Below are 25,351 nucleotides of genomic sequence, written 5' to 3'. Positions count from 1 at the left end.
GGAGCCGCTGCCACATGGACGCCGAGACAAACCCCGACATCGTGAATGACAACGATCGCAGTCTTCGCGACTTCGTTCGCATGATTCGCACCTACTGGATGGGAGCGCTCCTCATCATCGCCCTGAGCATCGCCTCGGGTGCGGTGTGGACCCTCTTCCAACCACAGGTGTTTGAAGCGAAGGCCACGGGTATCGTCCAGGCACCGCGTGGAAACGACCCGAGTAACGCGTACTCGTCCGAGGCTCTCTCGAAGTCGCAGGCGGCATCCTATGCAACCGTCGCGACCTCGCTCGCGGTTGCCGAGCGGGTGGAAAAGGCAGGAGTAGTCAAGCAGTCTGCCGGGGTTCTCCTGGGCCGAATCACGGCACTTCAGCCGCAGGACACCGTCCTCATCGAGATCACGGCCAAGGGGCCGACCGGGGATTCCGCGCGCACCCTCGCCGATGCGTGGATCACCGCGATGTCCGAACAGATCGAAGCCATTCAGGGAAACGACGGCGTCATCGGTGCTCAAAACACCAAATTTGTGAGTGTGTCGAAGGCGGCAACCCCCAACAGCCCGGTCTCCCCCAACGTGATCATCGCCCTCGTTCTGGCCACGATCACGGGCACGCTCCTCGCGATTGCGTATGCGGTCATCCGCCAGCACCTCGACCGGCGCATCCGCTCGGCCGATGTTCTGGAGCAGCGCTACGGTACCTCCGTGCTCGGAACCATCCCGATGAACCCGTTCCTGCGGAAGGGAAGCCAGCTGCTCTCACAGCTGACTGAGACCTCCACGGAGAGCCGTCATGCGTCCTTTGCGATGGCCGAATCGCTGCGCGAACTGCGGACCAACCTGTCCTATGTGGACGTTGACAATCCCCCGCAAGTATTTGTCGTCACGAGCCCGAACCCCGGTGAGGGAAAGTCCACGCTGAGCGCGAACCTCGCAGAAACACTCGCGGTGAACTCGGGCAAGAACGTCGTGGTCATCGACTGCGATCTGCGCCGCCCCACCCTGTCAAAGATCTTCAACGCGGTCGAGGGTGCCGGTCTTACCGATGTGCTGAGCGGACGTGCGGAGCTTCAGCAGGTAATCCAGCCCTGCGGGGACTCCGAAAAGCTCTGGATCCTGGGTGCCGGACGTATCCCGCCGAACCCCAGCGAGCTGCTCGGATCGCGAGCGATGAAGGAGCTACTGGCCGCCCTCGGCGAGCAGTCAATAGTGATTCTGGACGCACCGCCGATACTTCCCGTCACCGACGCCGTCGTACTCGCAAACTCCGCCGATGGCGTGGTACTGGTCGCGAGTGCCCGAAACACCACCTATGAACAGTTCGGCCGCGCTCAGCAGCTCATCAAACGCGGCGGTGCGCACCTGTTGGGAACGGTCCTGAACCGTGTTCCCACCAGCGGACAGGACGCACACCAGTACGGGTACTACGGCGGTACCTACTACGCCAATGAGGAGACCCCGGCTACGACCGCGACCGCTCAGCCGAGCGATGAATCGACCGTAGTAGAGGGTGACTCCGCCACTCCCATCGCCGCAGCAACCCCGCTGGCCGCCCCGGAAGAGGCGACATCGCGTCGAACTGTGCGGCGTTCCGGCCACTAGCCGATGTTTCCCCACGCGGTTGCCCTCGGCTTTTTGCACGCCCTTGTTGACGATGTCAGCGAGGTCACGGGTGCTCGCTACCTCGTTATCAAGGGGGCGAGCACCACGTCCCACGGGCTGCGTCCCACGGGATTCTCCTCCGATGTTGACGTGCTGGTTTCACCGGCCGATCTCGATCGATTCACCACCGAGGTGGCGCGTCGAGGCTGGCAGTTGCGCCCCAGTGACATCGATACCGGCGCGTTCCCGCAGCACTCGGTCACGTACTTCCATGCGGAATGGCCCTGCGATCTCGACGTACACTTTCGCTTTCCGGGGCTCGAGGGGGACGCGGAGGAGGTCTTTGACGCGCTCTATTTTCGTCGCAGCCACCTGAACATGATCGGGCGAAGCATTGCCCACCCCGGGCTGGTGGATGCGCTCACCATCGCGGTCCTTCACTGCCTGCGCAGCCCCGGATTGCAGCGTCAGGAGAGCGAGTATCGCGCCCTGGTTCGGCAGGCCACACGGTTTGATTCGACGGTACTCGTTGATCAGGCCCGCTCGGTGGGTGCGCTCGCGTGTATCGCTCCCTACCTCCGTGAGGCTTACGGCCTCGCACTACCCGCGGGTACTCCCCCGGCGAGCGAGGAGTGGATCCTTCGCACCACGCTCACCTCCCCCAACGCTCGACGCATGGCCCTGCTCATGCAGGCCCCCATGCGCGAAAAGGTGCACCTCATGCGCCTGGCGATCGCCCCCACCTCCTCAACACTGCTGAAGAACGATATTCATGCCCGCCCGACACTTCCGCGGCTTCTGCTGGCACTGCTGAGACGCTGGGTTCGTGGGCCCGCCCGGGCCCTGCGCGGGGTGCGGCAGGCCCGCGCCTTTGTGTCGTCCACCCGTTCGGTTGACGAACTGCACTAGCCCGCCTCCACTCATCACTCACGCCACCCCACACACCGACGAAGCCCTCGCTCACTGAGCGAGGGCTTCGTCGTCTGTACGCTACCGGACCGGCGACGCGCTACTCGGCGAATGTCTCCAGCCCCGCGGCCACCTCGGGTGAGGCAAACGCGTGCACCCGGGTGCCCTCCTCCACGTAGTCGAGGGTGACCACGCGGCCGCGGCGGTGCAGCAGCGAGATCACGTCGCCGCGATCGTAGGGCACCAGCAGGTGCAGCTCAACCGATGGGCTCGGCAGGAGTTCGGCGATGCGGGCGAGGATCTCATCCACACCCTCACCGGTGCGAGCCGAGGCGAAGATCGCGTGGGGCTCGAGCCCCAGCAGAACCAGCCGGTCCTCCTCGGACACCAGATCAGACTTGTTGAACACCACGATCTCCGGGATATCCCGGGCACCCACGTCGTTGATTACGTCGCGGACGGTGGTGAGCTGAGCGGCGGGATCCGGGTGCGAACCATCCACCACGTGCACAATGACATCGGAATCGCCGACCTCCTCGAGAGTGGAGCGGAACGCCTCGACCAGCTGGTGCGGCAGGTTACGCACGAACCCGACCGTGTCGGTCAGGGTGTAGACCCGGCCGTCCTCGGTGCGGTTCTTCCGGACGGTGGCGTCCAGCGTGGCAAACAGGGCGTTTTCGACCAGCACACCGGCGCGGGTAATGCGGTTCAGCAGGCTCGACTTACCGGCGTTGGTGTACCCGGCAATCGCAACCGAGGGCACCTCAAAGCGCTGACGGTTCGCCCGCTTGGCCTCGCGCGCGGGCAGGAAGCCCTTGATCTGGCGGCGCAGCTTCGACATGCGAATGTGAATGTGTCGGCGATCCAGCTCGAGCTTGGTCTCACCCGGGCCACGCGAGCCCATACCCGCGCCGCCCACCTGGCCACCGGCCTGACGCGACATCGACTCACCCCATCCGCGCAGACGCGGCAGGAGGTATTCGAGCTGAGCCAGCTCAACCTGGGCCTTACCCTCGCGGCTCTTCGCGTGCTGGCTGAAGATGTCGAGGATCACGGCGGTACGGTCAATGACCTTGACCTTCACGACGTCCTCCAGCGCGCGCCGCTGGCTGGGCGAGAGCTCGGTATCGGCGATCACGGTATCCGCGCCGAGCGCCTTGACGATGCCCGCGAGCTCGGCGGCCTTACCGCTTCCCAGGTACGTGCTGGCGTCGGGGTTGACCCGGCGCTGCAGCAGGCCGTCAAGCACGGCCGCACCCGCGGTTTCGGCGAGCGCGGCGAGTTCACGCAGCGAGTTCTCGGCGTCGTCCTGCTTGCCCTGCGGATACACGCCGATGAGGACGACGTTTTCGAGGCGGAGCTGACGATACTCAACCTCGGTGACGTCCTCAAGCTCGGTGGAGAGGCCGGCGACGCGGCGCAGCGCGGCACGATCGGCGCGATCGGCCTGATCGCCGTCTCCGAAGGAGTCTCCCGATGCGTGATCCTGCAGCGCCTCGGCGCGGCCGGTCGCAAAGACGTTGACGGCCCCGGCGCGCGATGCCGCACCACGAAGGACGCGCTCGACGGCGTCCTCGGATTCGGCACCGTCGTTGGTGCCGTCGGGGGCGGCATCATGCCCGGATGCCTCGGGGGAATGTGCGGCGGAGTCGCCGCCGGTCGTGGTGTTGTGGCGGGCCGGAGCTTCGGCTTCGAAGCCATTCGGGGCGCTCTGATCGGCGGCCTCGTGATCGTGTCCGGCGTTGATGGTGTTCGGGGTGTCTTTTGTCATCGAGTTAACCCTAGTTCGTATCCATCGGATACGGTCTAAATATGTCGAGTGAACACTATTTTGATGCTACTCCCGCGGGTGACGCGGTCTATCGCACGATCAGCGTGCGCCTGGCCGGTGTCGAGCGCACCCTCACCACGGCGAACAAGGTCTTCTCCCCCGCCCACCTCGACGAGGGCACCCGAATCCTGCTGGAGGAGGTGCCCGAGCCGCCGACCCATGGCAACCTGCTGGACCTCGGTGCGGGCTGGGGGCCGATCTCGCTCGAGCTCGCGCTGCTGAGCCCCGAGGCCACGGTCTGGGCGGTGGACGTCAACGATCGCGCGCTCGAACTGGTGCGGAAGAACGCGGCGGCGCTGGGCGTCACCAACATTCGCGCGGTACGCCCCGAGGAGGTTCCGGAAGACATCCGTTTCGAGGCAATCTGGTCCAACCCCCCGATTCGCGTGGGCAAGGACGTGCTCCACGGCATGCTCGAGCACTGGCTCCCGCGTCTGGTTGATCAGGGCGAGGCCTGGCTCGTCGTGCAGAAGAACCTCGGTGGCGACTCCCTGCAGAAGTGGATCGCCGAGATGCTGGGCAGCGAGTTCAGCGTCAGCCGTCACACCACGGCCAAGGGCTTCCGGGTGATCTTCGTGGATCACTCCGGTGCCGAGGAGGAGCTCCCCGAGTTTCCGTAGCCCACACGTGAGAAATGCCCCGGCAGGTCGGTGACCTGTCGGGGCATTTCTGATACACGGCTTCGTGTACCGCTCGTTTCGAGCTACGCGCGGGTGAGGGCCTCGAGATCGAGCGAACCCGCGTAGACGAGCTCGGCCGGGCCGGACAGCGAGACGTGCTCGCCGTCCTCCGTCGGGAACATGCGCACGGCGCAGACGCCGCCGGGGACGCTCACGCGCCACTGGTTCGGTGCGGTCGGGCCCGCCCAGAAGCGGGTGGCGAGGGCCGCGGCGGCGATACCGGTGCCGCAGGAGAGGGTTTCTCCCGACCCACGCTCGTGCACGCGCATGCTGATCTGGCCGACGCCATCGCGCACCAGCTGGGCCGCGGGCACCACGAGCTCCACGTTGGCACCGGCCTCGGGGGCGGGATCGAGGATCGGGGCGACGGTGAGGTCGGCGTTTTCGAGCTCGGAGTCATCGGCGAGCGCTACCACCACGTGCGGGTTGCCCACGTTGATGCCCACGCCCGGACGGGCAACCTCGACGCCGCGGGTACTGACCAGCGGGCCGTCCTCCTCGAGGCGCCAGCGGCCGAGGTCGACGGCAAAGCCACCGGCGGTCACCTGGACATCGCGGACACCCGCGCGGGTGCCGATCGCGATGCTCTCGCCGCGGGCCAGGGTAACGAGGCCGGTCTCGATCAGGTAGCGCACAAACACGCGGATCCCGTTGCCACACATCTCGGCCACCGAGCCATCGGCGTTGTAGTAGTCCATGAACCACTCGGCTCCGGAATCCTCGGCGAGGCTCTCGGCACCATACTCGAGCGCGGAGGAACGGGCGGCCCGGATCAGGCCATCGGCCCCCACGCCGAAGCGGCGATCACACAGCGCGGCGATCACCCGGGGCGTCAGCTCACGCTCGGCATTCGGATCGGTGATCAGCACGAAATCGTTGCCGGTGCCGTGGCCCTTGTGAAAATCGAGAGTGTTCGCCATTGCCCCAGTTTAGGCGTCACCGACCCGCGAACGAAACCCGAGGCCTCAGCGCCGCCGATACAGGATCTCCGGGCGTCCGCGCTGCCCATAACGGTGCTCGCTCTGCAGGTTTCCCGTACGCACGAGGTGGTCGAGATAGCGTCGTGCAGTAATACGCGACAGGCCGCAGGTGGACGCGACCTCGCTGGCCGAGGCCGCCTGCTCAACCGGCACCGCGCTCTCCACGAGCCTCGCGGTGGAGGCCGAAAGCCCCTTGGGCAGGCGGCGGTCAGGAATACGCCCCGCCTCCACCAGCGCATTCACGTCCTCCTGCCCGAGCGGGGCGGGATCGATCCGCTCCCGGGGGGAACGACCGGCGTCCCGATAGCTGCCGAGCTTCTGCTCAAACACCGCGCGCGAGAACGGCTTCACCAGGTAGTCGGCAATCCGCGCCGATGCCGCCTGAGAAACGGTGATCCCGTCGTTGGCCGAACTCACCACGATCACGTCCACCGCCTCATCGCTCAGCCGGCGCAGGCGATGCAGCACCTCAACACCGCTGAAATCCGGCAGGTGAATATCAAGCAGCACGAGATCGATACCGCCATCCAGCAGGCGATCCAGGGCGGCCGCGCCGGTATCGACGGTGCCCACCACGACAAACCCGGGCAGGCGCTCCAGGGCGCGCTGATGCATCCGGGCAACCGCCGGGTCATCCTCTACTATCAGCGTGCGAATCATCGCGGCACCCCACTCGTATCTGCGGCCATCGTGAGGGGCGGGACAAACGCCTCCATCCGGGTGCCGTGAGGCACCCCGGGTGCGACGCCCACGCGCACCCATCCCGCGCGATGCTCGAGAACGCGGGCGACGAGCGCGAGCCCGTATCCGCGCGGGAGATCGCCGTCTTCCAGGGTGCGCCTGGGCTTCGTGCTGTAGCCGTGCTCGAAGATGCGGCCATAGGCGGACACATCGATTCCGGAACCGTCATCGGTCACGCTGATCGAGAGGCCCTCCGCGGTGCGGGTGAGACGCAGCGCGACCGTACCCGCGGGGCCGGCCGCATCCACAGCGTTAGAGAGCAGGTTCGCGATCACGGCAAACTCATCGGTATCAATATCCGGGGTGCTGCCGGCCACCCGAGACCCCGCATCTCCTTCAACCTCGAGCCGGCCACCGCCCGCGCGCAGACGGCCGCGCTGCTCGTCGAGGAGGTTCTGGAGCCCGGTGCGGGTCACCGGGATCGGTGCGGTGTTGCGGGCCAGCTCGGCCTCGGCATCCACCGGAACGAGGGTGCGAATGTAGCCCAGTGCCTCGTCGTTCTCGCGATCCTCGAGTAGGCCGTAGAGCACGTGCAGCCGATTCGCGAACTCGTGCTGCTGCTCCCCCAGAGCCGCGGAAACCCGGCGCTGCAGCACGAGTTCGCGGGAGTCACGGGCCAGGCGATCGAGCCGGCGTCCGAGCAGCATCGTCACCAGCGCCGCGGCACCGATACCCACAGCAAGCGACCCCAGAGCCCAGGGTATGAGGCCCGCCACCCCGGTGTGCATATCCTCGGCGATGGCGCTCTCCAGGATTCCCACCGAGGCGGTACCGATGATCTCGCCAGAGGTGTCGTAGACGGGCATCTTCGCCCGCAGGGTCGGGCCGAGGGTTCCCACCTCGATGCCGACGTAGCTCTCACCGGCAAGCACTCGACGGTGATCGGTCGAGACCTCCTCACCCACACGCGCGGCGTTCGGGTGGGTCAACCGGATGCCCGCGGTGTCCGTGATGACGACGTAGTCCATGCCCGCGGCCTCGGCCACGAGATCGGCCACCGGTTGCAGTTCATCGGTGGGCCAGGGGGCGACGATTCCCGCACGCACCGCCGGCAGGTTCGACAGCGACTCGGCAACCCGGATCACCCGCTCCTCGGTTGCCGCCCGAATCTGGCGGTCCTGCACGATCAGGGCCACCACCACGGTGATCCCGACACACACAAAAACGATGCCCGTCTGGACGAGCAGCATCGTGAGGCGGCGCGGCGCCGTGGTCTTCACGGGGTGGGACGCGGTGGCGGCACCACCCGGGGCGCGCGTGGACGAGTTCGGCCGAGACATCGCTGTCCTCCCTCACGGTCGGCGTCCGCTCAGGTTACCAGCGCGCACCCCCGCCTCGGAACCGGCCGGTGCGGTCATTTAAGACCACAATCCACACAAATGGACTCTCGCCGCGCGAATGCCTAGCGTCGAGAGAACCAGACTCCGTCACAGTGTTGTGGCGCGGGTGGAAGGAACAATCATGAAAAAACGAATCATTTCGATCGTGGTGGGGGTTCTCACGATCGGCGTGTTCACGGCGGCGGCAATGGATGCCAGCGCCTCGGGCTCCACGGCCTCGGCACGCAGCAAACTCACCATCATGGCCCCCGCCGCCCCCGGCGGAGGCTGGGACGGCTTCGGCCGTGAGGCCCAGCAGGGTCTGCGCCGAGCGGGCATCGTCAACAACGCGCAGGTCATCAATGTACCCGGTGCCGGCGGCACGATCGGGCTCAGCAAGCTCGTTCAAATGGATGGGCGGGACGACATGCTGATGGTCACCGGTGCGGTGATGATCGGTGCCAGCGTGCTCTCCAAGACCTCGGAATCCCTCGCGGATACCACGCCGATCGCCCGCCTCGCCGACGACTATTCGGTTCTCGTGGTGCCCGCGGCCTCGCCGTACAACACGATGGCCGAGTTCGTCGAGGCCTGGCAGAAGGCTCCCGGCGCGCACTCCATCGCCGGCGGATCCCTCGGCAGCATCGACCACCTCCTCAGCGGCCTCCTCGGCCGTACCGTGGGTATCACCCCGAGCGCCGTGAACTACGTGGCATATTCCGGAGGCGGCGAGGTGCTCGCCTCGATGCTCTCCAACACCGCGGCGGCCGGAATCTCCGGCTACAACGAGTTCCGGGATCAGATCGAGGCCGGTACCCTGCGCGCCCTCGGGATCTCCTCCCCCGAACGCCTCGACGGGGTGCCCGTGCCCACGTTCATCGAGTCGGGCATCGACGTACAGATGTCGAACTGGCGTGGATACGTGGCCCCACCCGGCATCGCCGATGACGCCCGCGACGAGATGGTCGCGATCATCACCGAGCTGCACCAGACGGACGAGTGGGCCGATACCCTCCGCCGCAACAACTGGACCGACTCCTTCCAGGTGGGCGATGAGTTTGATGCCTTCCTCGAGGAGGAGACCACCCGCGTATCCGACCTGATTAGGGAGCTGGGACTATGACCGTGACTCACACCGGGGCCCCCGTCCGCCCCGCAAACGCCACCTGGTGGCACGGCCGCGGGGAGCTCGTTGTCGCCGCGCTGGTGCTGGGGCTCGCGATATTCCTCGGGATCGGCACGGTCACCATGGACGTTCCCGCCGGTGCCGGTGTGCCCGGACCGCAGTTCTTCCCCACCATCGTGACCGCGGGCCTCGCCATCCTCGGCGTACTCCTCGCCGTACGGGTCATCCGTCACCCCGAGGCCGAGGTCGGTGCGGGCGGCAGCGATGACCTCGAGATGGATGCCGAGATGCTCGGCGACCTCGGAGATATCGACACCACCTCGGAGATCCGCGTGGTGGCCTCGGCCACCGGAGAGGATGTTCCGCGCACCGGCACCGACTGGAAGACCTTCGCGATGGTCCTGGCCGGGCTCATCGGGTTTGTGATCATCCTGGTGCCCGTGGGCTGGATTCTCGCGGGTGCCGCGCTGTTTTGGGTCATCGCGCACGCGCTCGGCAGCAAGCGGCCCGTGTTTGACATCGCGATCGCGATCCTGATGTCCTCGGCCATCCAGCTCGCCTTTTCGGCCGGGCTCGGCCTCACGCTGCCCTCGGGCCTCCTCGCGGGGGTGTTCTCATGGATCAGCTAACCCACCTGCTTGAGGGTTTCAGTGTCGCGCTCACGCCGATCAACCTGCTGTGGCTCGTCATCGGTGCCGTCCTCGGCACGGCCGTGGGCGTGCTGCCCGGCCTCGGTTCGGCAATGGCGGTGGCGCTGCTGCTCCCGGTCACGTTCAGCCTCGACCCCACCGGGGCGTTCATCATGTTCGCGAGCATCTACTTCGGTGGGCTCTTCGGAGACTCAACCGCGGGCATCCTACTCAACACCCCGGGCAACTCCTCCGCCATTGCGACCACGTTTGAGGGGCATCGGATGGCCAAGGATGGCCGCGCCGCGAAGGCCCTCGGTACCTCGGCGATGGGTGCATTCCTCGGCGGTATGATCGCCACGACCCTGGTGGTGTTCTTCGCACCGTACCTGGTGCGCCTCGCCACCATGTTTGGCCCAGCTGAGTACTTCGCCCTCGCCGCGTTTGCGTTCGTTGCGATCTCCTCGGTCGTTGCCGAATCCGTGCTGCGCGGGCTCCTCGCGCTGTCGATCGGCCTGGCGCTCGCCATGGTCGGTATCGATGGGCCGAGCGGGGCCGCTCGCTTTACGCTCGGGCTGCCGCAGCTCTTTGACGGCATCTCAATCATCGTGATCACGGTGGGTCTGCTCGCACTCGGTGAGGTGCTACACGTGGCCTCGCGGATCCATCGCGACGGCGCCGTCACCCGGGTGTCGGCGGGTGGTTCGCCGTTCCTCAACTGGCGGGAGTTCCGCAAGGCGTTCCCCGCGTTCCTGCGCGGTACGAGCTTCGGTGTGCCGTTCGGGGTGATTCCGGTGGGAGGCTCCGAGGTGCCGACGTTCCTCGCCTACGGCACGGAGAAGCGTCTCGCTCAGCGCCGCGGTGACACCGACTTTGGCGGCCGTGGTGCCATTCAGGGTGTGGCCGCTCCCGAGGCCGCCGGTAACGCCACCGCGGGCACCGCAATGGGTGCGCTGCTCGCGCTGGGGTTGCCGACCTCGGCAACCGCGGCGATGATGATCGCCGCGTTCCAGCAGTACGGCATGCAGCCCGGCCCGCTGCTGTTCGAGCGCAGCGCGGATCTGGTGTGGCCGCTGCTCGCAAGCCTGTTTGTGGGCCTCGTGATCCTGCTGATCATCAACCTGCCCTTTGCTGCGGTGTGGGCGAAGCTGCTGCTGGTACCCAAACACTACCTGTACGCGGGTATCACGCTGTTTGCGATGCTCGGTGTGTATGCGATCGCCTCGGCCGAGATGGATCTGTGGCTGGTGCTCGGCATCGGCCTGCTGGGCTTCCTGATGCGGCGGTTCTCGATTCCTCTGGCCCCGGTGCTGATCGCGGCGATCCTGGGGCCGCTCGCCGAAACCGAGCTGCGCCGGGCGCTCGCGGTGTCCGAGGGCGACCTGGGCATTCTGGTGGGTTCGCCGATCACGATCGCGCTGTACTCGCTGATGGCGGTGGCCATTGCGTTCACGCTATTCCAGGGGCTGCATGCTCGCGCGGCGAAGCGGCGCGCGCTGGTCGATTCTGTGAGGTAGAACGTGGGGAGGACACAGCGGCACCGTCTCGAGGTTTTGAGGCGGTGCCGCTGTGGTGATGCGAGGATGCGGGGCCGACCCGCGGCGCACGTGAGGCGACGTAGCTACGGCTACGGCTACGGCTACGGCTACGGCTACGGCTACGGCTACGGCTACGGCTACGGTGCGTAGGTTACGGGGTGGGCAGGATGTGGTCTGCGATGGCGGGGAGTGGTTCGGCGACGGTGTCAAACACGTGGGCACCCTGGTAGCGCTTGAACCAGCTCACCTGGCGGCGGGCGTAGCGGCGGGTGAGGCGGCGGGTGTCTTCGATGGCTTCGGCTTCCGTCATCTCTCCGCGGAGTTCGGCGGCGGCTTGGCCGTAGCCGATGGCGCGGCGCGCGGTGATTCCGGCGTCGATTCCCGCGGCGAGCAGGCCCGCGGTTTCGGCGAGCAGACCGGCCTCCCACATGCGGGTCACGCGGGCGTCGAGTCGCGCGACGAGGTCTTCGCGGGGTGCGGTGAGCGAGATCAGGAGGGTGGGCGTCCACCAGGTGGGTTCTTCCGGCAGGGTGCCGGCGACGGGGGTACCGGTGATTTCAGCGACCTCGAGGGCCCGCACGATGCGGCGACCGTTGTGAGGTCCGATGCGTTCTGCGGCCTCGGGGCTGAGTTCGCGCAGGCGGCGGTACAGCAGACCCGGGCCCTGCTCGCTGAGTTCGGCCTCGAGCCGGGCCCGTACTTCGGGGTCTTGCCCCGGGAAGTCGAAGTCGAAGAGCACGCTGGAAACGTACAGGCCGGAGCCGCCGACGAGGATCGGCCAGGCACCGCGGGCGAGGATGTCGGCGATGATGCCGCGGGCCTCGGGCTGGTAGTGCGCGACGGCGGCGTCCTCGTGTGGGTCGAGGATGTCGAACAGGTGGTGGGGGAACTCCGCGCGTTCGGCTGCGGAAACCTTGGCCGTGCCGATATCCATGCCGCGGTAGAACTGCATGGCATCGACGTTCACAATTTCGGCGGCCTGCCCGTGCGCTGCCAGACGGCGGGCGAGCTCGAGGGAGAGGTCGCTCTTTCCGGTGCCCGTAGCACCAACAACCGCAATGAGCCGGGGTGCTGAGAGGTCGCCGAGGAGGGCTCCGGGCGTGGGCATATGCGGGTTGTCTGTGATGTGCGGGTTGTTCGGGGTCTGCGCGATGTCCGTGGTATTGATTGGAGTACTCACGCCCTAGCGCAGATCGTCGTTGGTGTTGTAAATCGGTACGGTGCTGACGGGCGGGCCGACGCGCAGGCTCGGGAAACCGAGGTTGACCGGTCCACCCGCGGCGGATGCGCCGGTACCGGATGCGGTGCCGTCGCCGGCCGCGGGCACACCGCAGGACTCGGCCTGGTCGCGATCCCAGGCGTCTCCGGCGCGGGTGCGGCGGATCTGGAGCGGGGTGCCCTCGGGGGTGTCGGCGATGAGGTGGAACGGAGCGGCCTCGGTCACGATGGCGGTCACAACGTCGCCGGGCCGGGGAATCTCGGAGCCCTCGGGCAGCGAGAAGTGGACGAGGCGAGAGTCTTCGGCGCGGCCGGACATCCGGCGGGTGGCGGCATCCTTTTTGCCCTCGCCGGTGGCGACCAGAATGCGGACCTCGCGGCCCACGATCGCCTGGTTTTCCTCGAGCGAGATGCGATCCTGCAGGGCGGCGAGGCGCTCGTAACGATCCTGAACGACAGCCTTGGGAATCTGGTTTTCCATTTCACCGGCGGGGGTGCCGGGACGCACCGAGTACTGGAAGGTGAATGCGGTGGCGAAGCGGGAGGCCTCGACGACGCGCAGTGTCTCCTGGAAGTCTTCCTCGGTCTCGCCGGGGAAGCCCACGATGATGTCGGTAGAGATGGCGGCCTGCGGGATTTTCTCGCGCACCTGGTCGAGTATGCCGAGGAACTTCTTGCTACGGTACGACCGGCGCATGGCCTTCAACACGGTGTCCGAACCGGACTGCAGTGGCATGTGGAGCTGCGGCATGACGTTTGGGGTTTCGGCCATGGCGTCGATGACGTCCTGGGTGAAGGCGGCGGGATGCGGGCTCGTGAAGCGGATGCGCTCAAGACCCTCGATCTGGCCGGCCGCGCGCAGCAGCTTACTGAAAGCGAAGCGGTCGCCAAACTCGACGCCGTAGCTGTTGACGTTCTGGCCGAGGAGCGTGACTTCGATGGCACCGTCGTCGACGAGGGCCTGGATTTCGGCGAGGATCTCGCCCGGGCGGCGATCCTTTTCCTTGCCGCGGAGCGCGGGCACGATGCAGAAGGTGCAGGTGTTGTTACACCCGACAGAGATGGATACCCAGCCGCTGTAGCTGGAATCTCGCTTGGTGGGCAGCGTGGACGGGAACGTTTCGAGGGACTCGAGGATCTCCATCTGGGCCTCGTCATTGTGGCGTGCCCGTTCGAGAAGGCTGGGCAGCGCGCCCATGTTGTGGGTGCCGAACACGACGTCGACCCAGGGGGCCTTCTCGAGGATGACGTTCTTATCTTTCTGCGCGAGGCAGCCGCCCACGGCGATCTGCATGCCCTCGTGGCGCTTCTTTACCGAGGCGAGGTGGCCGAGGTTGCCGTAGAGCTTGTTGTCTGCGTTTTCACGGACGGCGCAGGTGTTGATGACCACGACGTCGGGGCGCTCCCCCGAGGCGAGCACGTAGCCGGCGGCCTCGAGCGAGCCGCTGAGGCGTTCGGAGTCGTGAACATTCATCTGGCAGCCGTACGTGCGCACCTCATAGGTTCGTCGCCGCCCGGCGGTGTCGATCGCGGCCCCGGAGGGCGCAATGACGGTGGGGGTGCTAACGGGTGAGGTGCTCACAGAAGTGGTCATGCCCCTATTCTACGAAACCTCACCCAAAGTTTCCGGTCGGCCACGGAACCAGTGGAAAACCCGGGGCTTGTGGAGAGCTTCCACCGGCCCCGGGTACCGGAAATGCGAGGGCGTAACCTATCGGAACGTGACGCGGCCGCGACGGCCACGGGTGGCGAGTGCCGAGCGCACCGCCTCACGCACGATCGATCCGGGGTATCCGCGGCGGGCGAGGAAGCCGGAGAGCCGGCGATCGGCCACGGCGTCGTCGAGAGAGCTCATCTGACCCACGCGCTTGATCGCGAGTTCCGTGGCGGCGGCGAGCTCATCGTCGTCCGCAACCTCGGCGAGAGCCTCCTCGATGATGTCCGCGGGAATCTTCCGCTGGGCCATTTCGCGGGCAACGACCTGCCGCGATTTGCCCTTGCGATCGTAGAGCGAGTGCTTGAGCTGTTCGGCGAGCACCGCATCGTCGAGATAACCGAGTTCGTCCAGCCGTTCGGCCACAGCCTCGGCCGCATCGTTTTCCAGGCCGATACCCTCGGCCTCGCGGACCACCTCGGCCCGGCTCAGTGCCGATCGTGCAAGGCGCCGCACCAGGTGTTCCACGGCCTCCTCGAATGTCGGGGGCGGGACCTCCTCGTCTTCCTCATCGTCTTCGTCGTCCTCCCCCTCGATAAATTCGGGGATGTGCGCGAGGTCGTCGACGGGGCCGTGCGGCCGTGCCGCGTCCCTGCGTGTCAGCGCGAAGATCTCGGCGTCGGGGTACTCCTCGAATGCCGCGACGGGAAGGTCCTCGGCATTCGAATCGGCGGTGTTCGACGCGACGTTATTCGAGGTGGCTGCATGAGGAGCTTCGGAAACGAGGGAGCGGGATGCTCGCGCAGCGCGCGCCGCAAAGTCGCTGACGATCGCCTCGCCGCTCGGCACCGGTACGGGCTGCACCTCGGTACCCAGCACCGTGGCGTCGGCAGAAGACCCCGCGGATAGATCTCCCGGTGCTTCGGATTCCACGGAATCCCCGGATTCGTCTCCCGAGATTGCGGCCAACCGTGCGCGACGACGACCGCCCAGCGAGGTAACCGGTGCCAGTGCGGGCGATACGGAAGCTTCCGCAGCCCTCACCGATGCCCCCTCCGCGGGCACAACAGCTTGCACCGGCACAGCTTGCACCGGCACAGCTTCCACGGGCACGGCCTCAGCGGGGGGTTCCTCCCCCGCGATGCCCCAGGCCGGGGCAAAGGTCGGAGCCCCGGCGTCGCGGTTGCCCGCGGAGCCAGCATCGCCGGCAGAAGCTGCCTCACCAGCGGACACCGCATCACCAGCGGACACGGCCTCGCCGGCCGTCTCGACGCTCACGCCCCAGACCGGGGCGAAGCGGGGCCTGTACGCCGAGGGGGCCGCCGCCTCATCCTGTTCCCCGCCGGGGGCTGCCGCACGCGAACGTGCGGAGCCCCAGGCCGGGGTGGTGGATGAGCCGTCGGCCCCACCGAATCGTGCGTGCCCGCTGCCCTCGGACTCGGGGCCATCCGTGGAGGGACCCTCATCGATGAAGCGGACCATGATGCTATGCGCCGCGCTTCAGGGCTACGGCGGGAGCGGCGTCCGCACCGGTGGCCGGTGCGCTCTTTGCGGCGGCGGCCTTTGCTGCCGCTGCCTTATCCGCGGCTTCCTTTGCTGCCTCGGCAGCCGCGGCGTCGGCCTTGGCCTGAGCCCCGGCCGCACCGATGCCGAGCTTCACGAGAAGCTTGGTCTCGATGTCGGCGGCGATGTCCGGGTTGTTGATGAGGAAGTTACGAGCGTTTTCCTTGCCCTGACCCAGCTGGTCGCCATCGTAGGTGTACCAGGAGCCGGACTTCTTGACCAGGCCGTGCTCGACACCGAAGTCGATCAAGCTGCCCTCACGGGAGATACCGACACCGTAGAGGATGTCGAACTCGGCCTGCTTGAAGGGCGGAGCCATCTTGTTCTTCACGACCTTGACGCGGGTGCGGTTACCCACGGCGTCGGAGCCGTCCTTCAGGGTTTCGATGCGGCGGATGTCGAGACGCACGGAGGCGTAGAACTTCAGCGCCTTACCACCGGAGGTGGTTTCGGGGCTACCGAAGAAGACACCGATCTTCTCGCGCAGCTGGTTGATGAAGATGGCGGTGGTCTTGGTCTGGTTCAGGCCACCGGTGATCTTTCGCAGTGCCTGCGACATCAGGCGGGCCTGCAGACCCACGTGGGAGTCACCCATCTCGCCCTCGATCTCGGCGCGGGGCACCAGTGCGGCAACGGAGTCGATGACAACGAGGTCAATGGAGCCCGAGCGGATCAGCATGTCGGCAATCTCGAGGGCCTGCTCACCGGTGTCCGGCTGGGAAACCAGGAGCGCATCGATGTCAACGCCGAGCTTCTTGGCGTACTCCGGGTCGAGTGCGTGCTCGGCGTCGATGAAGGCGGCGATACCGCCCTGACGCTGGGCGTTGGCAATGGCGTGCAGGGTCAGGGTGGTCTTACCCGAGGACTCCGGGCCGTAGATCTCGATGATGCGGCCGCGGGGCAGCCCTCCCACGCCGAGTGCTACGTCGAGGGCGATCGAACCGGTGGGGATGATCTCGACGGGGGCGCGCTCATCGCTACCGAGGCGCATGACCGAGCCCTTACCGAACTGGCGGTCGATCTGGGCAAGGGCGGTTTCGAGTGCTTTTTCGCGATCAGTGGGGGAAGCCATGGTCGTCTCTCTTTCGTCTCGGCAGCGGCCGCGGATACTCGCGGGCTACTCTCGTGGGTGGTGCGCCTACATGCTGTCTCGGAGGGGAACAGGTGCCGCTCATAGGGTGAGTGGCACGCCCCCGAAAACAAGGCTGGAGCGGAATACTCCGACTGCTTCGACTCTAGGATCACCCTCCGACACTCGGCCGGAGAATGACACTTTTGTGGAAAACAATCCGAGGATTTCGTCCTGTGTAGGAGCATACGCCGATACGAATGAATGTTCGATATTTTCGAACCGGCGTGTCGAAAGAGTTTTCGGTTGGCGGCTAGTCCCGCGGTGTGGGCAGGCGCATGCCGTCCCAGCGCTCGCGCGGCACATCGTTCTCGCGGCAGAGCGCCAGCCAGACGTCGCGCGCGGGGACGCCCGCGCGCAGTGCATCCTCACCCGAGCGCCCGCCCAGGTCGCGCAGCGCGAGATCGCGCATCAGAACGTCACCGTATCCGGCCCCAAATTCAGCGGCAATGGCGTGACGAAGTTCGCTGTTTTTCACCGTTTTAGACTACCTTCCCGCGGCGACACCGCCGCACGCTCACCACCGCATCCGCTCTGCCATCCACTCCCCCGAGCGCCAGCAACCAGGCGAACCCGAGGGGAAATGAAACACCCCGCATGGCGAACCATGCGGGGTGTCATCGACGGATTCTTAGCGAACCGCGAGTTCGGCCTCAATATCGGCCGCGAAGCTGTCCGGAATGGTGTCCGGGATGGGGGCGAGGCCCTCGATGATCGCGAGGCGATCACCCACCTCACGCATGATGACCGAGATCGGGGTATCGAGAGCATCGGCAACCGATGCAAGAATCTCGCTGGAGGCTTCCTTCTGACCACGCTCGACCTCGCTGAGGTAGCCGAGGGCAACGCTAGCCTTACCCGCAACCTGACGCAGCGTGCGTCCCTTCTGCAGGCGGAAGTCACGAAGAACGTCGCCGATTTCCTGACGTACGAGTACCATTGGGGCCTCCCTTTCTACCGTGCCTCCCCGGATCGAATAACCCGAGGGATGATTTAGATTACTACACCGTTCCCTGTGAAATCACGGAACGGATGAGATCTTGTAGCACTTTCGTTGACACCGAATATAACTCGCGCCCCCGTGTGACTATTCCAGGTTATCGGCGAATATTCAGGAATGGGCGTCCTGATCGAGGAAAACCGTCTCTTCGGCCAGTGCGCTCAGCGCGGCACACACGGTTTTGGCGCGGATTTCTGCCCGATCACCATCCAGGTTCAGGGCGATCGCACGCTCTCCGCGGGCGCTGCTCACGCCGATGAATACGGTGCCCACGGCGGTGCCGGTCTGCGGATCTGCCGAGGGTCCGGCCACGCCGGTGGTGGAGATGCCGATCGCGGCCTCGCCCCCTTCGGTGGCACAGACCCGGCGCACCCCGCGCGCCATTTCTCGTGCCACGCGGGGGTCAACCGGCCCGCGCTCGGCCAGAAGCGCTGCATCCACCCCGAGAACCCGACGCTTGAGCTCGGTGTCATACGCAACCACGCCGCCCCGCAAAACCGCAGATGCGCCAGGTGTGCCCACAATTTCGGCCAGAACAAGCCCACCGGTCAGGGATTCGGCTATCGCCACACTACGGCCAGCGGCAAACACGGCGGACAGGTCGGGCGGTAACACGGCGTCCGCGAGAGCGCGGCCATCGCGGCCATCGCCAGGCCCCACAGCTTGATCCTGCAGCGGGTCGCTACCGTGCGCGGTCATTTCCGTGAGCGTCCGCGCACCTCGGTCACGACATAGTCGAGGCCGCTCGCGATGGTGAGGATCACGGCGATGGTCATGGTCACGATGTTGACGCCGTTGACCCAGTCTCCAAGCAGCGCGGGGAACGGAAGGAGGGCCAGAGAAATGGCTACCGCCTGCGCCACGGTTTTGAGCTTACCCATCCAGGCGGCGGCCACCACGTGGTCGCTCACCACGATCATCCGGTGCACGGTGATGCCGATCTCGCGAACCAGCACGATAACGGTCACCCAGACCGGCAGTTCGCCGATGATCGAGAGCGCCACCAGCGCACCGCCGGTGAGGATCTTGTCCGCGATGGGGTCAAGAAGCTTTCCCAGGTCGGTGACCTGGCCGGTGCGCCGGGCGATGGCACCGTCGATGCCGTCGGTGGCGATAGCAAAGATAAACAGTCCGGCCGCCCACCAGCGGAGCGGACCTCCGGCACCATCATCCAGCAGGAGCCACCAGATAAACAGCGGGGCAAGCAGGATTCTAAACACCGTAATGGCGTTCGGTACGTTCCAGTTCGAGGGCGCTTTCGCCGCGGAGGGTGTGGTCATGTCTAGTCTCGTCCCGTCAGTGCCCAGGCATCTTCGCCGTCTTCATCATCCGCGTCTACCACGGGGTAACCCTCAAACTGCTTCTCGATCGGGTCGCCCGCATAGCGGTCGTCCTCGATTCCGGCAGGCGTCGCATGGTGGCCCTGCGGCGCATCGTCCACGGGTCCCGGGAGCGGCAGTCCACCGGCCACCTGGGCCGCGGCAGAGGCTGCCGGGGCGCTGGGCTCGGCAGGCCCCGCGGGGGCTGCGGGCGCGGCAGAGCCGGACGGCGGTGCATCGCCGCGCAGCATCGCGATGGTGCCGGGCAGCTGTTCGGCGGTCACGAGCACGTCGCGCGCCTTCGATCCCTCGGAGGGGCCCACGATGTCGCGAGACTCCATGAGGTCCATCAGGCGGCCGGCCTTCGCGAAGCCCACGCGCAGCTTGCGCTGCAGCATCGAGGTGGATCCGAACTGGGTGCCCACCACCAGGGTCACGGCCTCGCAGAGGAGTTCGAGGTCATCGCCGATGTCTGCGTCGACCTCCTTCTTCTCGATGACGGCCTCGACATCCTTGCGGTAGTCCGGTCGAGCCTGGGCGGTGACGTGGTGCACCACCTTCTCGATTTCGTCCTCGTTGACCCAGGCACCCTGCACGCGCAGGGCCTTGGATGCGCCCATGGGCAGGAACAGGGCGTCACCCTGGCCGATGAGCTTATCGGCACCGGGCTGGTCGAGGATCACGCGGGAGTCGGTGACGCTGGTCACGGCGAAGGCGAGGCGCGAGGGCACGTTGGCCTTGATCAGACCGGTCACGACATCCACCGACGGACGCTGCGTGGCGAGCACCAGGTGGATACCCGAGGCACGCGCGAGCTGGGTGATGCGCACGATCGAGTCTTCAACATCGCGCGGGGCAACCATCATGAGGTCGGCGAGCTCGTCGACCACCACGAGGAGGTACGGGTAGGGCTTGAGGACGCGCTCCGAACCCGCGGGGAGTACGATCTCCCCGCCGAGGACCGCACGGTTGAAGTCGTCGATGTGGCGGAAGCCGAAGCTCGCCAGATCGTCGTATCGCATGTCCATTTCCTTGACGACCCACTGCAGCGCCTCGGCGGCCTTCTTGGCGTTGGTGATGATCGGGGTAATCAGGTGCGGAATGCCGGCATAGGGGGCGAGTTCCACGCGCTTGGGGTCGATCAGCACCATGCGCACCTCCTGCGGCGTTGCACGCATCAGGAGGCTCGTGATCATCGAGTTCACAAACGAAGACTTACCGGAACCGGTGGAACCGGCCACGAGCAGGTGGGGCATCTTCGCGAGGTTGGCCACCACGAAACCGCCACCGACGTCCTTACCCACACCGATGGTCATCGGGTGCGTGGCCTTGACGTTGACCGCCGAGCGCAGTACGTCACCGAGGGAGACGATCTCGCGGTCGGTGTTCGGAATCTCGACACCGATTGCAGACTTACCGGGAATCGGGGCGAGGATCCGCACCTCGTTCGAGGCGACCGCATAGGCGATGTTGTTCTGCAGCGCGGTGATGCGCTCCACCTTGACGCCGGGGCCCACCTCGATCTCGTACTGGGTAACCGTCGGGCCGCGGCTGAACCCGGTGACCCGGGCATCCACCTTGAACTGGGCAAACACCTCGGTGATCGCCGCAACGATCGCATCGTTGGCGGCCGAGCGTGCCTTCGGCGGGGTACCCGCCGAGAGCGACTGCGCCGAGGGCAGCTGATACGGGCCGCTCTGCACGTCGGGAATGCCACCGCGCGTGAGCTCACCGGTGTCGGTGCCGTCGCGCAGCGCGACGGACGACAGATCCGGAAGCACCTCGGTGGCATCGCTCGCGCTGTCCTCGCGCAGGGCGTTTCCGGCACCGGAGGCGGCGTAGCCATCCAGTGCGGCCTCGGCCGCGGCGAGGTGCTGAATGGCCTCGGTCTGGCCGGCGGTGTTGTCCGGCACACGGGCGGGCACGGTTTCGGGCTCGAGCGCGCTATCGAAGCCACCCTGAACCGAGCCGCTGAGCAGTTCGGTCACGGCCTCGGCCGGCGCGGGGCCGGAGGCCTCGGGGGCCTCCTCACGCTTGCTCGAGTTGCGACGCCACCAGGGCAGCGTATTGGGGTCCGAAATGGGGTCGTCGTCGATCTCATCGGCGCCGAATGCCTCGGAGCCGGCCACCTCGTCCGAAGCCTTCGCGCGCGGGGAAGCATGGGTCTCGGCACCAAACAGCCAGCCGTAGAGCTCGCGCAGGCGATCCGGGATTCGGTTCGGCGGGGTCTTGGTGATGATCAGCAGGCTCAGCGCCAGCACAATCGAGAGCACGATTCCCGAACCGATCGGGGTCAGCAGGAACGTGAGCGGGCCGCCCACCATCCACCCGATCAGTCCACCGGCCGCCGCGAGCGCAGGCAGGCCCTGGCTGGGATCGGGCAGGGAGGAGAAGGTGTGGCAGAGACCGGTGACCGAGATCAGGGCGACAGAAAGCCCGATACCGATCCGGCCATTGTCATGAACCGAGCTGGGGTTGCGGAACAGCCAGAGCGCGAGCAGCACCAGGATCACCGGCATGGCAAAGGCCACCTGGCCCACCAGCCCGCCAAAGCTCCAGGCGTTGAGGTTCTGTGCGACCGGGTTGTTGACGCCGAACCAGACGACCCCGGCGCCGATGACCGCGAGCAGGAAGAAGAGGAAGGGTACTCCGTCGCGGCGCTCCTCGGGGGCCAGCTTTTCGCTGCCAAAGGCGCGGAACGCCCCGCCCACCACGTGGGCCATGGCGAGCCAGGCCACCACCGCGGGGTTCCGCGAGGTGCCATCGGCGGCGAAGGCGACGGTGGGTGTCTGCGACGTTTTTGCCCCGCGGGCGGACGTGACGCGGGTGGTCGCGGTGGCCGGTTTTGCACCGGCACCCGCGGCGGACTTCCCGGACTTGGGAGCCGCGGCGCGCGCGCCACCACCGCGCGCGGTGGTCGACGCGGGGGTCGACTTCTTGCGCGGACCGGTGGGTGTGGAACGAGTAGCCATGCTCCTACGGTACTGCGCCCCACCGATTTTTGCCGGGATTGACGCGGAAAACCGCGGAATCATGCGGCGTTTCGCACGGGCGGGTTCGGTCGGTGCCGAGCACCGACCGAACCCGCTCGCGCGGGCTGGTCCCGCTAGAAGCGAATCGCGTCGATTACCTTGACCCGCGTGGCAATGATCGCCGGAATGAGCCCCGCAAGCGCGCCCACGATGGTCGCGGCCACCATACCGATAATCGCGGCACCCACCGGGAACGCGGGCACCCCGCCGCCCTCGACGCCGCCGGTCACGAGGCCGTACACCGCCGGGATCCGCATCACCAGGATCGCGATCATCACGCCCACGAAGCCCGCAACCAGCGTGGCCACCACGCTCTCCATCATGACCGAGAAGAACACGCGCCCGGTACTCGCACCGAAGCTGCGCCGCACCCCGATCTCGCGCACGCGCTGGCGCACCGACACGATGGCGATGTTGACGAGGCCCAGCGCGCCGAGCAGCAGGATGATCGAGCCGATACCGAGCGACAGGGCCCGGAAGATCGCCGTGGGATCCTGGCCGAAACCCATATCCGTCTGCACGTTGTTCGAGACGCTCACCGAAAAATCGGTGCCGAGTGCCGAACGCATCGACTGCTCGGTGCGCTTGGTGAGATCGGCCCCAATCTCGGGCGGCACCCAGGTCTGATAGGCGGTACCGCCCGCCGTATTGAGGATGAGGGCGTCGGGTGCGGTCGCTCGGAACGACGTGGTGAGGATCATGGCCTCGGGCTCCTGACCCTCCCATGTCGGGCCATCGTAGACCCCCACGACCACCAGACGGGTGTTTCCCAGCCCGGGGCTGACGATGGTGGGGTGCGTCGCGATATCGGGGTTCCCCAGCCGGTCGTGCATGGCGCGGTTGATCACGATGGCCGGGGCCAGCCGCTCGGAGTCCCCGGGGACGAACCAGTTCCCCTCCAGCATGCGGATGTTGCGCAGCACCCCGTAGGCCTGATCCACGACCGTCAACCGGACGTTGCTGGCACCGGTCGAGAATCGCATCTGCGCGCTTGCTCCCGCCTCGCGGGTCGCGTAGGTGATGTCCGAACGGCTGATCAGCGCCATCCAGGCATCGTCAATTCGCTGCAGCTGATCGACGTGCGGGTTCCCGTTCGGGGACGCCGTCATCGTGATGGTGGTTGGCCGACCGTTATACCGCTCCATCTGCTCGACCAGCGTGCGCTCGGTCATGTCGGCAAATGCCATCGAGACGGTCAGCGCGGTTACGGCGGCCGCAACGCCGACGAGGGAGAGCAGCACGCGGCCGCGATGGACGCGCACCTCCTGGGCGGCATCGGCAAAGGCACCGACTACGCCGGCAAAAAAGCGGTTCATGCGCCCACCTCCGGTGTGGTTTCGGTGACGGCACGGGCATCCGAGTACAGCACGCCCTTTTCGAGGCGGTAGTGTCGGTCCCCGCGCTCGGCGATCGCGGGGTCGTGGGTGATGGTCACGAGGGCCGCGCCGTCCTCTCGCACGATCTCGTCCATCAGGGCCATGACGGTGTGCCCGGTTTCGAGATCGAGCGCTCCGGTGGGCTCGTCGGCGAGGATCAGCCGGGGGCGACGCACCAGCGCACGGGCGATCGCGACGCGCTGCTGCTCACCACCGGACAGGCTGCTCGGCATCGAGTTGATTCGGTGCCCCAACCCCACCCGCTCGAGCATTTCGGCGGCAATACGGTTGCGCATCCAGAACTCGCGTCCGGTCGCGTACATCAGCGGCATAACCACGTTTTCCAGTGCGGTGCGGCCATCCAGCAGGTTGAACTGCTGGAAGACGAAGCCCACGTTGTCGCCGCGCAGCCGGTCACGACGGCGCTGCGAGAGCTGGGAAACGTCGGTGCCGTCGAACAGCAGCTCGCCGGAGGTCGGGGTGTCCAGCAGGCCGAGGATGTTCAGCAGGGTGGACTTACCGGACCCCGAACGGCCCACGATCGAGACCCGCTCCCCCGCGTTCACGGTCAACCGGACGTCGTGCAGGATGGGCAGGATGGTGTCATCGGGCAGTCTCACGGCTCGCGTGACCCGCCCCAGTTGCAGCAGGCTCACTATCCCTCCACATACCCGACGGCGCCACACTCGACGCTGCCATCGGGCAGCTCGACACAGCCGTTGCCGATATCCTTACCGGTCTCCGGGTTGGTGGGATCCGTGGCCGGGATGAACTCCAGAACGCTGTCGCCCTCGGCCACGCCCTCGACAATCTGTACCTGGCGGCCATCGTTCAGGCCGAGCTTCACATCGCGAATTTCCGGTGCGCCGCCCTCGGCGACGACCCAGACGTTGCCGCTCTGCGAGCTGCCCTTGACCGCGGTCACCGGCAGGATGAGCGCGTTTTCGACGCTGCCACCGGGCAGCATCAGCTTGCCACCGAGGCCCGCGAACACGCGAACGTCGCCCGGTACGGCGCAGCGGACGGCCGCGCCGGGGCTGCCCGCACCCTCGCCCTCGGTCTGTCCCTCGAGCGGGGTTGTGATGCGCAGCGCGGTGCAGGTGAAGTCGGCCGGGCCACCCACGACCGAGACGCGAGCCTCGGAGGGCTCCTCGACCAGACGGAAGCGCTGGGCGGGATCGATCGTGGCGGTCACCGAGAACGTGGTCGGGGCCACCTGCGCCACGGCATCGCCGATGGCAACGCTCTGACCCACCACGAGCGGCAGCGAGGAAACCGTGCCGGCGACGGACGTGGTGACCTGCGCGGTGCGATACTTCGGCTTCGGGATGACCGTGGTCACGTTCCCCTCGGAGTCGGTGCGAACAATCGGTTCCTGCTCGATTTCGTTGCGCAGCGTCGCAATGACCGCGCCCGCGGCGACGCTCGCCCCCTCGGTCACGTGCAGTTCCGCGACCTCACCAACGAGGTTTGCGCGCGCGGGGATGGCCGGGTCGGCGGCCACGGTGGCATCCAGCTCGATCTCGTTCACGATGTTGCCGGTCACCACGGCGACCACCTGTTCGTCGACGTTGCCGGTGGGCGGCATAACCTCGCGCTCGGGTTCGGCGGTCGGGAAGAATGCGATCTTGACCAGCGCCACGGCGATGGCCGCGAACACAGCGATTCTCAGGCTCGGAAAGATCCATCGACGCCAGACACCCATG

The 25,351-nt window shown here is 66.7% G+C and carries 22 protein-coding genes; 6 read left to right on the top strand and 16 right to left on the bottom strand.

Annotated features, from left to right (window positions below; all coding sequences use genetic code 11):
- Positions 1-14 precede the first annotated feature (14 nt).
- Positions 15-1,601, top strand: coding sequence for a tyrosine-protein kinase domain-containing protein (locus D9V32_RS00230; protein WP_121646894.1), 1,587 nt, complete (start codon positions 15-17; stop codon positions 1,599-1,601).
- Positions 1,602-1,634: 33 nt separating this feature from the next.
- Positions 1,635-2,510: a nucleotidyltransferase family protein gene (locus tag D9V32_RS00225; RefSeq protein ID WP_183086101.1), complete on the top strand. Its 876-nt coding sequence runs from the start codon at positions 1,635-1,637 to the stop codon at positions 2,508-2,510.
- A gap of 100 nt (positions 2,511-2,610) precedes the next feature.
- Here D9V32_RS00225 and hflX read toward each other — a convergent pair whose 3' ends face one another.
- The gene (hflX, locus tag D9V32_RS00220; RefSeq protein WP_245981849.1) at positions 2,611-4,281 is read right to left on the bottom strand and encodes a GTPase HflX; all 1,671 of its coding nucleotides are present in this window, start codon (positions 4,279-4,281) and stop codon (positions 2,611-2,613) included.
- 41 nt (positions 4,282-4,322) lie between these two features.
- On the opposite strand from hflX, the gene D9V32_RS00215 reads away from it, so the two are divergent.
- On the top strand, positions 4,323-4,961 hold the full coding sequence (locus D9V32_RS00215) for a class I SAM-dependent methyltransferase (RefSeq protein WP_121646892.1): 639 nt from the start codon (positions 4,323-4,325) through the stop codon (positions 4,959-4,961).
- Between the two features lie 83 nt (positions 4,962-5,044).
- Here the strand turns inward: D9V32_RS00215 and dapF are convergent, their stop codons facing one another.
- The 3 genes from dapF to D9V32_RS00200 are packed head-to-tail and all read right to left on the bottom strand — an operon-like array spanning position 5,045 to position 8,022.
- Positions 5,045-5,941: a diaminopimelate epimerase gene (gene dapF, locus D9V32_RS00210; RefSeq protein WP_121646891.1), complete on the bottom strand. Its 897-nt coding sequence runs from the start codon at positions 5,939-5,941 to the stop codon at positions 5,045-5,047.
- Between the two features lie 45 nt (positions 5,942-5,986).
- Positions 5,987-6,661 (bottom strand): response regulator, encoded by a 675-nt coding sequence (locus D9V32_RS00205; protein ID WP_121646890.1) that lies wholly within the window; start codon positions 6,659-6,661, stop codon positions 5,987-5,989.
- On the bottom strand, positions 6,658-8,022 hold the full coding sequence (locus D9V32_RS00200) for an ATP-binding protein (protein ID WP_121646889.1): 1,365 nt from the start codon (positions 8,020-8,022) through the stop codon (positions 6,658-6,660). The genes D9V32_RS00205 and D9V32_RS00200 overlap by 4 nt, the downstream gene beginning before the upstream one ends.
- 181 nt (positions 8,023-8,203) lie before the next feature.
- Between D9V32_RS00200 and D9V32_RS00195 the strand changes: the two genes are divergently transcribed.
- From D9V32_RS00195 to D9V32_RS00185, 3 genes are read left to right on the top strand one after another with little or no spacing between them, the layout of a single operon-like run.
- Positions 8,204-9,184: a Bug family tripartite tricarboxylate transporter substrate binding protein gene (locus D9V32_RS00195; protein ID WP_121646888.1), complete on the top strand. Its 981-nt coding sequence runs from the start codon at positions 8,204-8,206 to the stop codon at positions 9,182-9,184.
- Positions 9,181-9,816 carry a tripartite tricarboxylate transporter TctB family protein gene (locus D9V32_RS00190; RefSeq protein ID WP_121646887.1) on the top strand — a complete coding sequence of 212 codons (636 nt, stop codon included), beginning with the start codon at positions 9,181-9,183 and terminating at the stop codon, positions 9,814-9,816. Before D9V32_RS00195 ends, D9V32_RS00190 begins: the two co-directional genes overlap by 4 nt.
- Positions 9,804-11,333: a tripartite tricarboxylate transporter permease gene (locus D9V32_RS00185; RefSeq protein WP_121646886.1), complete on the top strand. Its 1,530-nt coding sequence runs from the start codon at positions 9,804-9,806 to the stop codon at positions 11,331-11,333. Before D9V32_RS00190 ends, D9V32_RS00185 begins: the two co-directional genes overlap by 13 nt.
- Before the next feature lie 172 nt (positions 11,334-11,505).
- Here the strand turns inward: D9V32_RS00185 and miaA are convergent, their stop codons facing one another.
- From miaA to D9V32_RS00125, 12 genes are all read right to left on the bottom strand, one after another.
- Positions 11,506-12,462: a tRNA (adenosine(37)-N6)-dimethylallyltransferase MiaA gene (miaA, locus tag D9V32_RS00180; protein ID WP_121646885.1), complete on the bottom strand. Its 957-nt coding sequence runs from the start codon at positions 12,460-12,462 to the stop codon at positions 11,506-11,508.
- A 75-nt stretch (positions 12,463-12,537) separates the two neighbouring features.
- The gene (gene miaB, locus D9V32_RS00175; RefSeq protein ID WP_121646884.1) at positions 12,538-14,166 is read right to left on the bottom strand and encodes a tRNA (N6-isopentenyl adenosine(37)-C2)-methylthiotransferase MiaB; all 1,629 of its coding nucleotides are present in this window, start codon (positions 14,164-14,166) and stop codon (positions 12,538-12,540) included.
- A 117-nt stretch (positions 14,167-14,283) separates the two neighbouring features.
- Complete coding sequence (locus D9V32_RS00170; protein WP_121646883.1) at positions 14,284-15,708, bottom strand: regulatory protein RecX; 1,425 nt, start codon at positions 15,706-15,708, stop codon at positions 14,284-14,286.
- Between the two features lie 4 nt (positions 15,709-15,712).
- Positions 15,713-16,861 carry a recombinase RecA gene (gene recA / locus D9V32_RS00165; protein WP_121646882.1) on the bottom strand — a complete coding sequence of 383 codons (1,149 nt, stop codon included), beginning with the start codon at positions 16,859-16,861 and terminating at the stop codon, positions 15,713-15,715.
- A gap of 310 nt (positions 16,862-17,171) precedes the next feature.
- Positions 17,172-17,396, bottom strand: coding sequence for a DUF3046 domain-containing protein (locus tag D9V32_RS00160; RefSeq protein WP_121646881.1), 225 nt, complete (start codon positions 17,394-17,396; stop codon positions 17,172-17,174).
- A 153-nt stretch (positions 17,397-17,549) separates the two neighbouring features.
- Positions 17,550-17,858: a helix-turn-helix domain-containing protein gene (locus D9V32_RS00155; protein WP_121646880.1), complete on the bottom strand. Its 309-nt coding sequence runs from the start codon at positions 17,856-17,858 to the stop codon at positions 17,550-17,552.
- Between the two features lie 171 nt (positions 17,859-18,029).
- Positions 18,030-18,617, bottom strand: a complete 588-nt coding sequence (locus D9V32_RS00150) for a CinA family protein (protein ID WP_121646879.1) — start codon at positions 18,615-18,617, stop codon at positions 18,030-18,032.
- A complete protein-coding gene (gene pgsA, locus D9V32_RS00145; protein ID WP_121646878.1) occupies positions 18,614-19,198 on the bottom strand; it encodes a CDP-diacylglycerol--glycerol-3-phosphate 3-phosphatidyltransferase in 585 nt (194 codons plus the stop codon). Before pgsA ends, D9V32_RS00150 begins: the two co-directional genes overlap by 4 nt.
- Before the next feature lie 2 nt (positions 19,199-19,200).
- Positions 19,201-22,209, bottom strand: a complete 3,009-nt coding sequence (locus D9V32_RS00140; RefSeq protein ID WP_121646877.1) for an FtsK/SpoIIIE family DNA translocase — start codon at positions 22,207-22,209, stop codon at positions 19,201-19,203.
- A gap of 134 nt (positions 22,210-22,343) precedes the next feature.
- On the bottom strand, positions 22,344-23,585 hold the full coding sequence (locus D9V32_RS00135) for an ABC transporter permease (RefSeq protein WP_121646876.1): 1,242 nt from the start codon (positions 23,583-23,585) through the stop codon (positions 22,344-22,346).
- On the bottom strand, positions 23,582-24,301 hold the full coding sequence (locus D9V32_RS00130) for an ABC transporter ATP-binding protein (RefSeq protein ID WP_121646875.1): 720 nt from the start codon (positions 24,299-24,301) through the stop codon (positions 23,582-23,584). The genes D9V32_RS00135 and D9V32_RS00130 overlap by 4 nt, the downstream gene beginning before the upstream one ends.
- On the bottom strand, positions 24,301-25,350 hold the full coding sequence (locus D9V32_RS00125) for an efflux RND transporter periplasmic adaptor subunit (protein ID WP_121646874.1): 1,050 nt from the start codon (positions 25,348-25,350) through the stop codon (positions 24,301-24,303). The genes D9V32_RS00130 and D9V32_RS00125 overlap by 1 nt, the downstream gene beginning before the upstream one ends.
- Position 25,351 lies beyond the last annotated feature (1 nt).

This window comes from Mycetocola tolaasinivorans (assembly GCF_003667565.1).
Classification (GTDB): Bacteria; Actinomycetota; Actinomycetes; order Actinomycetales; family Microbacteriaceae; genus Mycetocola; species Mycetocola tolaasinivorans.
This window is presented reverse-complemented; position numbering and strand designations above follow the sequence as displayed.